Source organism: Macrococcus brunensis (assembly GCF_022343725.1).
GTDB classification, from domain to species: domain Bacteria; phylum Bacillota; class Bacilli; order Staphylococcales; family Staphylococcaceae; genus Macrococcus; species Macrococcus brunensis.
In genome coordinates, this window is sequence record NZ_CP092179.1 from 204005 (window position 1) to 216082 (window position 12078).

13 protein-coding genes are annotated in these 12078 nt (G+C 43.2%); 4 read left to right on the top strand and 9 right to left on the bottom strand.

The genetic code is table 11. The annotated features are described in order from the left end of the window. Positions 1 to 9: 9 nt before the first annotated feature. The gene (locus tag MGG13_RS01025; RefSeq protein WP_133431469.1) at positions 10 to 1248 is read left to right on the top strand and encodes a lipid II:glycine glycyltransferase FemX; all 1239 of its coding nucleotides are present in this window, start codon (positions 10 to 12) and stop codon (positions 1246 to 1248) included. Positions 1249 to 1278: 30 nt separating this feature from the next. Here the strand turns inward: MGG13_RS01025 and MGG13_RS01030 are convergent, their stop codons facing one another. Then, positions 1279 to 1566 carry a hypothetical protein gene (locus MGG13_RS01030; RefSeq protein WP_133431409.1) on the bottom strand — a complete coding sequence of 96 codons (288 nt, stop codon included), beginning with the start codon at positions 1564 to 1566 and terminating at the stop codon, positions 1279 to 1281. A gap of 167 nt (positions 1567 to 1733) precedes the next feature. Between MGG13_RS01030 and MGG13_RS01035 the strand changes: the two genes are divergently transcribed. Next, on the top strand, positions 1734 to 4934 hold the full coding sequence (locus tag MGG13_RS01035) for an efflux RND transporter permease subunit (RefSeq protein WP_275416128.1): 3201 nt from the start codon (positions 1734 to 1736) through the stop codon (positions 4932 to 4934). Between the two features lie 38 nt (positions 4935 to 4972). Here MGG13_RS01035 and MGG13_RS01040 read toward each other — a convergent pair whose 3' ends face one another. Genes MGG13_RS01040 through MGG13_RS01050 form a run of 3 tightly spaced genes read right to left on the bottom strand, consistent with a single transcriptional unit; the run spans position 4973 to position 6586 of the window. Beyond that, positions 4973 to 5284 carry a hypothetical protein gene (locus tag MGG13_RS01040; RefSeq protein ID WP_239035064.1) on the bottom strand — a complete coding sequence of 104 codons (312 nt, stop codon included), beginning with the start codon at positions 5282 to 5284 and terminating at the stop codon, positions 4973 to 4975. After that, on the bottom strand, positions 5281 to 6396 hold the full coding sequence (locus tag MGG13_RS01045; RefSeq protein WP_239035065.1) for an MFS transporter: 1116 nt from the start codon (positions 6394 to 6396) through the stop codon (positions 5281 to 5283). Before MGG13_RS01045 ends, MGG13_RS01040 begins: the two co-directional genes overlap by 4 nt. Positions 6397 to 6421: 25 nt before the next feature. Then, complete coding sequence (locus MGG13_RS01050) at positions 6422 to 6586, bottom strand: SE1832 family protein (RefSeq protein WP_165983068.1); 165 nt, start codon at positions 6584 to 6586, stop codon at positions 6422 to 6424. A 74-nt stretch (positions 6587 to 6660) separates the two neighbouring features. On the opposite strand from MGG13_RS01050, the gene ybaK reads away from it, so the two are divergent. Further along, on the top strand, positions 6661 to 7134 hold the full coding sequence (gene ybaK / locus MGG13_RS01055; RefSeq protein WP_133431413.1) for a Cys-tRNA(Pro) deacylase: 474 nt from the start codon (positions 6661 to 6663) through the stop codon (positions 7132 to 7134). Beyond that, the gene (locus tag MGG13_RS01060; RefSeq protein ID WP_133431414.1) at positions 7131 to 8210 is read left to right on the top strand and encodes a metallophosphoesterase; all 1080 of its coding nucleotides are present in this window, start codon (positions 7131 to 7133) and stop codon (positions 8208 to 8210) included. Before ybaK ends, MGG13_RS01060 begins: the two co-directional genes overlap by 4 nt. On the opposite strand, the gene MGG13_RS01065 is transcribed toward MGG13_RS01060, so the two are convergent. The 5 genes from MGG13_RS01065 to MGG13_RS01085 all read right to left on the bottom strand — a co-directional run bounded on the left by MGG13_RS01065 (position 8207) and on the right by MGG13_RS01085 (position 12033). Further along, a complete protein-coding gene (locus MGG13_RS01065) occupies positions 8207 to 8608 on the bottom strand; it encodes a DUF4064 domain-containing protein (RefSeq protein ID WP_133431415.1) in 402 nt (133 codons plus the stop codon). The two genes, MGG13_RS01060 and MGG13_RS01065, sit on opposite strands and share 4 nt — an antisense overlap. 74 nt (positions 8609 to 8682) lie before the next feature. Further along, positions 8683 to 9468 (bottom strand): glucose 1-dehydrogenase, encoded by a 786-nt coding sequence (locus MGG13_RS01070; RefSeq protein ID WP_239035066.1) that lies wholly within the window; start codon positions 9466 to 9468, stop codon positions 8683 to 8685. 15 nt (positions 9469 to 9483) lie between these two features. Next, positions 9484 to 10338 (bottom strand): GRP family sugar transporter, encoded by an 855-nt coding sequence (locus MGG13_RS01075; protein ID WP_239035067.1) that lies wholly within the window; start codon positions 10336 to 10338, stop codon positions 9484 to 9486. An 83-nt stretch (positions 10339 to 10421) separates the two neighbouring features. Further along, entirely contained in the window at positions 10422 to 11240 is an 819-nt protein-coding gene (locus tag MGG13_RS01080) for a GNAT family N-acetyltransferase (RefSeq protein ID WP_239035068.1), read from the bottom strand. Position 11241: 1 nt separating this feature from the next. Then, positions 11242 to 12033 carry an HAD-IIB family hydrolase gene (locus tag MGG13_RS01085; RefSeq protein ID WP_165983070.1) on the bottom strand — a complete coding sequence of 264 codons (792 nt, stop codon included), beginning with the start codon at positions 12031 to 12033 and terminating at the stop codon, positions 11242 to 11244. Positions 12034 to 12078 lie beyond the last annotated feature (45 nt).

The following is a 12078-nucleotide window of genomic DNA, read 5'->3' on the forward strand; positions in this document are numbered from 1 at the left end:
CAAACAATGATCGAATATAGAACAATCAGCGATAAAGAGCACGATACATTTGTCAAAACTCATCCCCACGGCGACTTACTGCAACTATCAAAGTGGGCTGAAGTGAAAAAGTCGGCCGGCTGGTATAGTAAACGTATTTCAGTCAGTCGAAATAACAAAACAGTCGGTGTCGCCCAGCTTTTATTCAAAAAAGTACCTAGAATGCCGTATACACTGTGCTATATTTCAAGAGGTTTTGTCTGTGACTATCATGACCACGAAGTTGTGGAAGCCTTACTGGAACAGGCAGTTGAAGTGGCCCGTCGTGAGCGTGCGTATGCTATCAAGATTGATCCGGACGTCGAAGTGACAGAAGCACAAGGTCTTGTCGAGTTTATGGAGTCTATCGGATTCAAGCATAAAGGGTTTGAAGATGGCTTGAGCAAACATTATATTCAGCCGCGTATGACGATGATCACCAATATCGATCAAAGTGATGAAGATTTGATTAAGAGCTTTGAACGCAATAATCGTTCACGAGTGAAACTGAGTCAGAAAAAAGGAACAGAAGCCTATATCGCAGGACGTGATGAGCTGCAGACATTCGCAGATTTAATGCAGGAGACCGGTTCAAGAGATGGTTTCCTGACACGTGATGTTTCTTATTTTGAGAATATCTATGATGCGCTGAATCCAGATGGTGATGCGGAACTGGTACTTGTCAAACTAGTACCTGGTCACGTACTCCCTAAATTACGAGAAGAACTGGCGCTGCGTAAAGAGAAAAAAGAACGACTCGTGACAAAAGAGAAGAACCAGAAAGTTGAGAATCAATTAAAAGATCTGGAAATCCAGATGGCTAAACTGGAGAAACAGATAGAAGAACTGACCGAAATGGAGAAAACAAATCCGGAAGGTAAAGTATTATCAGGTTCTATTCTGACATTCGCCGGTCACAAAGCCTATTACCTTTACGGCGCATCAAGCAATGAGTACCGCGACTATCTGCCGAATTACAATATGCAGCTGACGATGATGCGTATTGCACGTGACAGAGGCGCGAAAACTTATGACTTCGGGGGGACAAGTAATCATCCGGATAAAGACTCTGAATACTTTGGTCTCTGGCAGTTCAAAAAAATGTGGGGGACAAGACTCAGTGCGAAAATCGGAGAATTTGATTATGTTCTGAATCCTTATGTGTATCAGCTTGTTGAACAAGTAAAACCACAAATCATGAATTTGAAACGTAAAATAGGTCGCAAATAAAAAAAGTCTTATCCAGCTGGATAAGATTTTTTATTTTATATCGAGATAAAGATAAGGATCGATAAACGTGATATATATAAGAAATAGCAGACTTACAAATGCTGTAAGTGTCAATATGATCGCCAGGATGCGATACATTAAATCTTTTTCAGTTAGATTCACTTTACTGAAGTAATAACGTAACCCGATGAATATTGAGATAAGACTGAAAAGAATCCAGAAGTAACTCGTGAAGAAAATAATACCACTATTGATGAAATAACCGGCGATGAAAACAAAGTGCATCAGGATTGAAAGAAGCATCAGTACTTTTTGCATAAAATCCCTCCACCCTTTATTTTAGTTGAAAACCAGTAATAAAGGAAACTGAAATTAGGACATTCCAATCATAAAGGAAAGAGTGGGGAATTTTGGTTTTATTATTAGTAAAGCCCATATATTTAAGTTATATTACTAAGTAGGACAATCATTATAGGAGGCAAGATGTGGTAAAGAAAATAATTGATTTCTCGTTACATAATAAACTGGCACTGTGGCTGATGACCCTACTCATTGCAGCAGCAGGTATTTACTCGGCTATGACTATGAAAGAGGAGATGCTCCCTAGTATTTCATCTCCTGTTCTTACGGTCACAACCCCTTATCCTGGTGCGACACCAGAAGCAGTACTCGACAACGTAACAGACCCGATAGAAAAGAAAGTTAAGAGTATGGAAGGTGTCGACACGGTTTCCAGTCAGTCGATGCAGAACGCTTCAGCTATTACCTTACAGTACGATTTTGGTACGGATATGGATAAGGCAGAGAAGAAAGTTCAGGAAGCAATTGATTCACTTGATCTACCTGAAGAAGTTCAGGATACAACAATCGACCAAATCTCAATGTACACATTCCCAATCATCAGTTATTCGTTTTCAAACGACGAGAATGATATTAAAGGTCTGACGAAAAAAATCAAAGACGATTTAATTCCTCAAATTGAAGGGGTAGAAGGCGTTTCAAGCGTTTCGTTCTCTGGTCAGCAGGTTGAGCAGGTAGAACTTCAATTTGATGAAGATAAGATGAAGAAAAAAGGTCTGACTGAAGAGTCAGTGCTTCAGTTCATTAAAGGGGCGACAGCAAATGCGCCGCTTGGTCTCTATACGTTCGGTAATGACTTGAAATCTATCGTCGTAGATGGCCAGTTTACATCTGTAGATGCACTTAAATCACTTAAAGTACCTGCCACAGGTGCTCAAGATGCACAAGCTGGTCAAGGACAAGCTCAGCAGGGCGCACAAGCACAAGGCGCACAAGCACAGGGTGCTCAAGGTGCAGATGCACAAGCACAGATGTCACCTGAAGCTCAAAAAGCAATGGCTGAACAGATGAAAAGTGCGAAGATCCCGACTGTTAAGTTAGGCGATATCGCAACAATCAAAAATGTTGAAAGCCGTGAATCGATTTCAAAAACGAATGGTAAAGATTCTTTAAGTATCCAGCTCGTGAAATCTGACAACGCTAATACAGTCAGCGTAGCAAACGATGTTAAGAAAGTTGTAGATGACTACGTCAAAGAAAACAAAGGCGTCAACGCACTGTTGCTGATGGATCAGGCAAAACCTATTCAGGATTCAGTTAAGACGATGGTAGAAAAAGCTGTTATCGGAGCTATTTTTGCAGTCATCATGATTCTGATTTTCTTACGTAATATCCGTTCAACATTTATCGCTGTCGTGTCTATCCCGATGTCAATTCTGATTGCTCTTCTGATTCTGAAGCAGTTAGGTGTAACGTTAAACATCATGACACTGGGTGCGATGACAGTGGCAATCGGTCGTGTTATTGATGACTCCATTGTTGTTATCGAGAATATATTCCGTAGAATGTCGAGTAAGACTGAACCTCTCCGCGGAGCTGCATTAATCGCAGATGCGACTAAAGAGATGTTCATGCCGATCATGTCTTCTACAATGGTTACAATCGCAGTGTTTCTGCCACTTGGACTTGTTTCAGGTTCAATCGGCGAACTCTTCCGTCCGTTCGCACTCACTGTGGTATTTGCGCTTCTCGCATCATTATTAATCGCGATTACCATCGTGCCGATGCTCGGTCATATTTTCTTCAGAAATGGTATCAAAGGCCATCACGACGAGAAACCAGGCCGTATTGCTCACTTCTACCGCAACATTTTAGAATGGGCACTGAACCATAAGTGGATTGTCGGTATTTTAAGTACATTATTATTAATCGGTAGTTTGATGCTAACACCACTTGTAGGTACATCATTCATTTCTACGGGCGAAGATAAGTTGCTTGCGTTAACTTATAAACCGGAGCCAGGTGAAACAGAAGAAGAAGTGGTTGATCATGCAGACGAGATTCAGAAAGAACTCGCAAAGAATAAAAACGTTTCAAATATTCAGTACTCAGTAGGTGGTAAAAATCCATTCAGCCCAGTTGCTTCTAATGATATGGCGATGATGGTTGAATATGATAAAGATACACCGAACTGGGATTCTGAAGCAGAGAAAATACTGAACAAAATTGCAACCTTCGACCATCCAGGTTCATGGAAAAACCAGGACTTCGCAACAGGTGGGACTTCTAACAGTGTCTCTGTATCTGTTGTCGGACCAACGACAGAGGCTATCCGTGAGACTGTAAAAGACGTTGAAGATGTCATGAAGAAACAGAAAACTTTATCAAATGTGGATTCTTCTCTTTCTAAAAGTTACGAAGAATATACGATTAAAGTGGACCAGAACAAACTGGCTGAAAGTGGTCTGACAGCGGGACAAGTCGCGCTTGCCCTGAACCAGCGTTCACCTGAGACAGTCGTAACGAAAGTCGGCAAATCAGGTGATTCAACAGACGTGATTCTGACGAAAGATCAGGACACAAAATGGACTGAGTCTAAGCTTGAAAATACTAAACTCACTTCTCCACTTGGACGTGAAATTAAACTCAGCAGTGTTGCTGAGATTGAAAAAGGACAGTCATCAGATACCATCATGCGTAAAGATGGCGACGTTTCTGCTACTGTAGACGGTAAGATTAAAGCAGATGATGTCGGTAAAACAACAGCAGATGTATCAGAAGCTATCAGCAAGATTGATAAACCGGATAACGTTAAGATTAATGTCGGCGGTACAAGCGAAGATATCGGTGAAAGTTTCTCTCAACTCGGACTTGCGATGCTTGCAGCAATCGGTATCGTCTATCTGATTCTTGTACTGACATTTAAAGGGGGGCTTGCGCCACTTGCTATCCTCTTCTCATTACCATTTACGATTATCGGGGTGATAGTAGGACTGCTCCTGTCAGGTGAAACATTATCAGTGCCATCTATGATCGGGGTACTGATGTTGATCGGTATCGTGGTCACGAATGCCATTGTACTGATTGACCGTGTCATCCATATGGAAGCGAGCGGTTTACCAACACGAGAAGCTTTACTTGAAGCAGCTTCTACACGTGTGAGACCAATTCTGATGACAGCACTTGCGACTGTCGGAGCGTTATCACCGCTGCTCTTTGGTGGTGACGGATCAGTACTGATCAGTAAATCACTCGGTGTTACGGTTATCGGTGGACTTGTATCATCTACTGTCCTGACGCTGATTGTCGTACCAGTCGTGTATGAACTCCTGATGAAGCTAAAAAACAGACGAAAAAAAGTGACGACTGAAACAGTCGTCAGATAATAAAGAAACGGTTAGTCGACTAGACTAACCGTTTTTTTTTATAGCATAAATGAAGTAATGATAATCATCACGGCAAGCATTGCAGTGAAAATATGCAGAATCTGCAGTGCCTTTAAATCACTGATCTTAAACTTGAAGGCTGTGATTTCAATATTGATGACAAGTGCAGCAACGAGTAAGATGACCCATAATGAACCACTATGGCCGATGAGCATGCCGGCAGCGAAGACGATTAATGCAGCACCGAATATCATGCGCGCAATATCTGTCAGTTTAGTGTTATAGAAATAGATGCTTAAGAATGCAATAAGTAAATAGATGACGATGAATAACGTCAGTAATAGAATCATGCTGTTTTTCCTTTCGAGAAGTATAGAGCGATTAACATAAGCGCGATCAGACTTGTACCGGCGCCAATGAAGAACGGCAGACTCAAGCTGTATGATAAGAGTCCTGTGAATAACAGAGGACCGATAATACGGCCGAGACTATCAAGCGAGTAACTGACACCTGTCAGTTTACCCATGTTCTGTGATGAGGTCGACTTCGTCAGTGTAGACGTGAGAAGTGTACGGACTAATGCATTGCCTGACATCAGAAGAACAAGGCAGATGCCGGCATAGTAGATGTTCATGGTAAACGGCAGCATCACAAAAGCGATCATGGTCACAATCTGACCGAGGACCATAATACCTCGTTCCTGACCATGCTTCACTTTACGCAGGAATCCTCCCTGCAGTAAGGCATTCACTAAGCCGCCGATCATAAACAATATGCCCATCTGCGTCGGTGTGATGTCAATCCGTTCGATCTCAAGTAACTGGAACGAACTTTCCATACCACTCATCGTCATCGTCACAATAAATGTACTGATGAGGAGTATGATGATAGGGACCGTATAGTTCAGTCTGCCGCCAGTCTGTTTACCGGTCTCATGGAAGTGCGTCTCCGGTAATTTTGCAGCGACTGCGACTATAATGGCAAGCAGGATCGCAGAAGTAACGAAATATGGCAGCTGATAAGAATAACCAGCGAGCAGCCCACCGACTGCAGGCCCGAATATAAATCCGAAGCCAATCATCATACCCATTAAGCCCATATAGCGATTCCGTTCCTCTGAAGTCGTCACATCGGCTACAATACTTGTAGTTGTACTGAAGCAGGCCCCAGAGAACAGTCCGCCGATAATACGCGAGATATAAAGCATTGTCAGATTGTCGATGAACAGGCCGAATGTCAGGAAGCTGATCGCAAAGCCGGTCAGACCGATAAGTAGAATCTTCTTGCGCCCGATTTTATCTGACAACTGGCCACAGAATGGTGCCGCGATAAAAGAAGCGATTGAATAAATCGATAACAGTAAGCCCATATGAAAGGCATTCAGGCCCATATCTTTAACGAGGGCCGGGATAACAGGAATAACGATACTGAAGCCAAAATAAATAAAAAACTGTATGGCCATCAATATGGAGAAGAATGATTTAAGTTCAGGCGTCGAGCTGCTCGCGGATCTCTCTGATTTCGTGTTCGAGTTCAATTAAGCGTTCCTCCAGTTTATCCGCTGAGTTTCCGGTTGATTGTACTTTCTCAATATCACCTTGAATGCGGACGTATTCATGTTTAAGTTCTGTAAGCTGATAATTTAAATCCATGATGAACTCCTTTAGTTCTAGTGTATAACTATTATAAGCTATAATGAAGAAGACTTAAAAGAGGTGGGATTGAAATGACGAAAAAACTGAAAACGAATGCAATCCGTAAACTGGATCAGCTGAAATTAGAGTATGACATGATCCATTATAACAGTGACGAAGCAGTGGACGGCATCAGTGTCGCTCAGCAGATCGGCGAAGACGCATCAGTCGTTTATAAGACACTGGTGACGCATGCGGGTGCAGATTTATATGTCTTCGTTATTCCGGTAGCAGGTGAACTGGATATGAAAAAAGCAGCACAGGCAGCTGGCGTCAAGAAGCTTGAGATGCTGCCGCTGAAAGAACTGCAGCCGAAGACAGGCTATGTGCGCGGTGGCTGTTCGCCTGTCGGCATGAAGAAATTATCCCCGACATTTATCGACCAGCCCGCTGCCGACCTGGAATATATGATAGTCAGTGCCGGACAACGGGGGACACAGATGAAACTCGGTCCTGCTGATTTACAACAAGCGGCACACGCCCAGTTCAGTGAGGTCTGCCGATGAAACTGAAAGATAAATTAGTCCGGCTATCTATACGAGGAAAAAGGACCATAGTGATTTCAGATATTCACGGTGAACTGGAATTATTTAAAAAGTTGCTTGAGCAAGTCGATTTCAGCAGAGACGATATACTCATCGTCAACGGAGATATACTGGATAAAGGCCGGAATAGTCTCGGCACGATGAAATATATCAGGCAGCTGACGGGAGCGGGGAACGTCTACGTGATAGAAGGCAACTGCGATCGCTTTTTCGATGAACTGGAAGAGGAGTGGCTCTATCCTTATATGGATTACCGCTATACAGTCGCGCATGAATTTCTGAAGGAAACCGGTACGACGCTGACCGATTACAAGACGCAGCACGATTTTGCAGAAGCGGTTCTCGACGTATACAGTGATTATCAGACATGGTTCAGAAACTTGCCGACTGCGATTGAGACAGAAGATTACCTCTTCGTGCATGCAGGGATAGAAGACGATTATCTCGAGACACCGCGTGAAGTGGCACTGACGATGCCTGAGTTCTATTTATCAAATCATCACTTAGATAAGAAAGTCGTTGTCGGACACTATCCGGCAGCCAATTTTGCAGAAGCAGGACTTTATAGTCACGGGATAAAGGTGAACGATGAGCGACGAATCATCGCACTGGACGGTGGCAATCAAGTGAAAGAATCCGGACAGCTGAATGCGCTGCTGATTGAAACAGATGGCACTCTTACTATGCAGGCAGTAGACGCACTTGAGTCTGCTCTTGTCATTCAGGACTTTGAAGTGACATTGCAGGAACCGCATACGTTCACATTTCCGGATTACAATATCCGAGTGATGGATGGGGATGACTATTTTACTTTTGCTGAACATGTATCGACGGGCACACAGTTTATGGTCAAGACAGAATGGATCATAGAAAAGGAAGGTCAGACTTATCTTAAAGATGACTACACGGATTACTTTGTAGATGTCAAAGCAGGAGAAGAAGTCAAAGTGGTCGGTCAATATGCCGGTTATACGTTGATCAAGAAAGAGAGCGTCGTCGGCTGGGTGCCGGAGGAAGTGCTGGACACTTCCTCTTAGTAAGGCGTCTGATATTTTTCGTTACGGTTATAGTAACGGTAACGTGTGATCAGCATGGTGCCTGCAGTGACGAGCAGAATCGGCAGGATGACTGTATAGAGCATCATGAGTCCTGACAGAATCAGCATGACAGCACTTGCGATGATATAACGCTTCATATAGAGGATACCAAGCAGATTAAGAAGAAGCGGAATGAAGATGATGACACCAAAAGGCAGCAGGACTTCTTTTAAAGCAGTCGTTGCTTCAGTCACATCATCTGTTCTTGCACTTAGAAAATCCTGTATGATAGCCTGATCGGCAAGAAGATAGATTGCTATGACACAGATGAAGATAAGGGTCTGGATGATAACACCGACAACAGCAAGTGTTCTAGGTAATTGAATAAACTCTTTCATAGTTACACCTCTTTATTTTCATCTATCATAACAAAAAACGCGCTGAATTGTTGAAATTCAGCGCGTTTTTTATTTTAGCCTTTACCGCCCATGAATGACGGATACTTTGTCATACCGCCATCGACGTAGATGGTTTCTCCTGTAATATAGCTGGCATTCTGACTGGCAAGGAATGTCGCAACAGTCGCAACTTGCTCAGGTTGACCGATCATACCCATAGGAATCATTTTCTCAGTCTGAGCGAGTGTCTCAGGATCTGTGAACTTGTCACGCGTATGTGCCGACATAATGGCACCAGGTGAGATATTATTGACGCGGATTCCTTTAGGCGCAAATTCCATACTCATCGTTTCCATCATCAGCTTCATACCGCCTTTACTTGCAGCATAATTGACGTAATTCGGCCACGGGATGATGTCATGAACGCTGGAGATATTGATGATATTTCCTTTGATATCATGCTCAATGAAGTATTTAGCAGCTTCCCGGCTGCCGATAAAAGCACCTGTCAAATTGATATCCATGACGCGTTTGAATTCTTCTGCTGTCATCTCAACAGTCGGAATCGCTTTTTCTGTGCCGGCGTTGTTGACCATGATATCCAGACTGCCAAATTCATCAATAGCGGTCTGAATAAGCGCGAGAATATCTTCTTCATTTGACACATCCGCTTGCTTAGTGACGGCCTGTCCACCATTTTGTTTGACTGTTTCAGCGACCCTCTCTGCTTCTTCTTGGCTGGAGTTATAATTGACGACCACTTTTGCTCCGTTTTTACCGAATTCTTCTGCCATCGCTTTACCGATACCACTTGAAGCACCTGTAATGACGACGACTTTATCTTTTAAATCAGAATACATTGAATTTCCTCCTTATTATTCTTTTGCATAACCGAGTAAAAAGGCAGCGGCAATAATCAGGACAATACCGATAGCGATGCTGATGTACTGCTTCTTCGTTTTCTTTTCTTTGAGTAAAAAGATTCCGCCGAGCGTAGAAACAACGACGAGCATCTGTGAGAATGAGAAACTAGTGGCAACGCCTACACGAGGCTGTGAATAGAACATCGCCATGTTACCCAGCGCCCAGACGATACCCGGTAGAATGTTCTTCAGAACAGCTTTCTGTCCAGGGTTATGTTTGAAACTTAAGAGTAATCCGCCGAGTACCATACCGATAGCCTGCGGGAATAAAGCATCCCAGCCTTCGACCCCGAAGAACTGGCCGATGACGACATAAGTGATATAGCCGATACTTGAAATGAGCAGAATCGGAATCGCTTTGGTGAGTCCGCCTTTTTTATCTTCGTCGTCTTTATCGCCTTTCAGCGAAGTGAGAATAACTCCGCCAACTAGTAAGGCAAGTGCTGTAAGACCGAGTATAACGGACGTGGTACTACTCCATTCATTGAAGAAGAGGACCGAAATTAAAGTAGTGCCGACGAGCTGCATCCCTGTAGAAATGGGCATTGTACGGGAAACGCCGATCATATCGACACTCTTCAGCTGGTTACCCTGACCGAGTGCCCAGAAAGCACCAGAAACGGCACCGACCAGCAGTATCTTCCAGCTCAGCTCCGGCTGAACGAAGATATAGACGCCGATACCAATCAGAAAAGCACCGATAACTGTTCCCATAATCTGCTCATAAGGCGAGCCGCCGACTTTGACGTTGATGAGAACGACGCTTCCCCAGAGAAGCGCCGGTAATAATGCGATGAGAATATCCATTAAAAGCTCCTTTACTATGCTGTTAGTTTTTCATTCCCTTCATGACACCTGTAAAACATACGTGATACGCAAAAAAGACGACCTTAAAGGTCGCCCGAGTCAATCGTATATTTAAAGTGATGCATTTCGTCAGTCTTCTTGAAACCGAGTTTCTCGTAAAATTCAATCGCACGTTTTCGCTTATCTTCAACAACGAGCTGGATGGCTATCGCCTGATGTTCGTTAAACGCATGCTTCGCTGCATGTGCGACCAGTTTGTGACCGATACCTTGCTGGCGATAATGTTTATGTGTCTCTACATGATCGATATAGCAGACAGCCTGGTCATTCACTTCCAGAATAACATAGCCTTTGACGATTCCTTCACTGAGTAACAGGAAGAGTTCATAGTGATCATCAAGAGAATCAAGAATCTCTTTTTTCTTCTCAGAGACGTCAACATATAGGTTTTTCAGCAGTTCACAGAAACTCTTCTTATAGATAGGGCTGTATTTAATGTCTTGTCTCGTATCGATGTCATCAGTCAGTTGTTCTGCTGTCATCGTGTACTGCGTATCTAAGTACTGGGTTTTCAATGATTTCATCGCCTGCTGACCGAACTGGTAGCGGTCATCAATATAGAATTCATATGTTTTGATATCCGGATGGCGATGAGTTAAAGTGCGCCACATGTCATAAATCGCATCCAAATTGAAATCAGTCGTCAGCGGGCCGATTACTTTCGCGGAATCTTCTTCTCTGATTATGCCGATAAATGTCTGATCTTTCATGATGATATCATCGTCAGCCAGGTTACTAAGTAACGTTTCGATCGCTTCAATAGACCGCGGAAGATAGCCCACGCGGTGCTCGGGTGTCTGATTCAATCTATGAATAAACTGAGCTGTCTTTTTAATATCCATATCACTCGCTCCTTCTTTCAAGAATAGAGAGGATGCCTTTGTTGTAAGGGAAGTCTGCATGTTTTAAATGTCGTTCTTTCGCTTCAGCTGTTGCGTTACTCACTAAATACCCATGTTTGACTGCATTTAGCATCTTAATATCATTGCCGCTGTCACCAAACGCATAAGTCTCGTCAAAGTCGATGTCATATTTCTGGATAAGATAACGCACGATGGCATCTTTACCCGCACTCTCCGGGAAAAAGTCCACATCGTAACAGTCAGCAGGGTCACCGATCAACGGATTGCATTTACTGATGTTGACGATTAAGTGCTGTGCTTCTGCCGTAGCGCGTATCTGCTGGAACCGGCGTTCGTCTTCCTCTCTATTTGTTTCACGATAATAATAATTACGTGAGAAAGGCGCATCTACAAAAAGTTCCTGTACCATCAGCTGGATGTCACGGTCTGCAAGTGATTTTTCAACATCCAGAATCGTCGACTTTGTAAAACCTTGCTGCATCAGCATCTTTTCGTAGTCAAGGTCATAAATTTCTTCGCCGTCTTTATAATAGTAGAGTTCTGTACCAGAATTACAGGCAATGAAGTGAGGATATTCCATCTCCATTTCGTCTAGACAGCCTTTAATCATATCAAGCGTGCTGGCGGAGACGATACCGAACAGCAGGTGGCGTTCTTTGTTCAGATAATCCATGAGTGCTTTAACGTCTTTAGCATTATTTCGGTCATGGGCGAAGTAAGTTTCATCAAAATCAGAGCAGACAAGTGTGCGGATTGATTCAGGAAACAGCATGCAGAAAACCTCCTTATTTTCAAATAGCATACAGTACTTAAGATG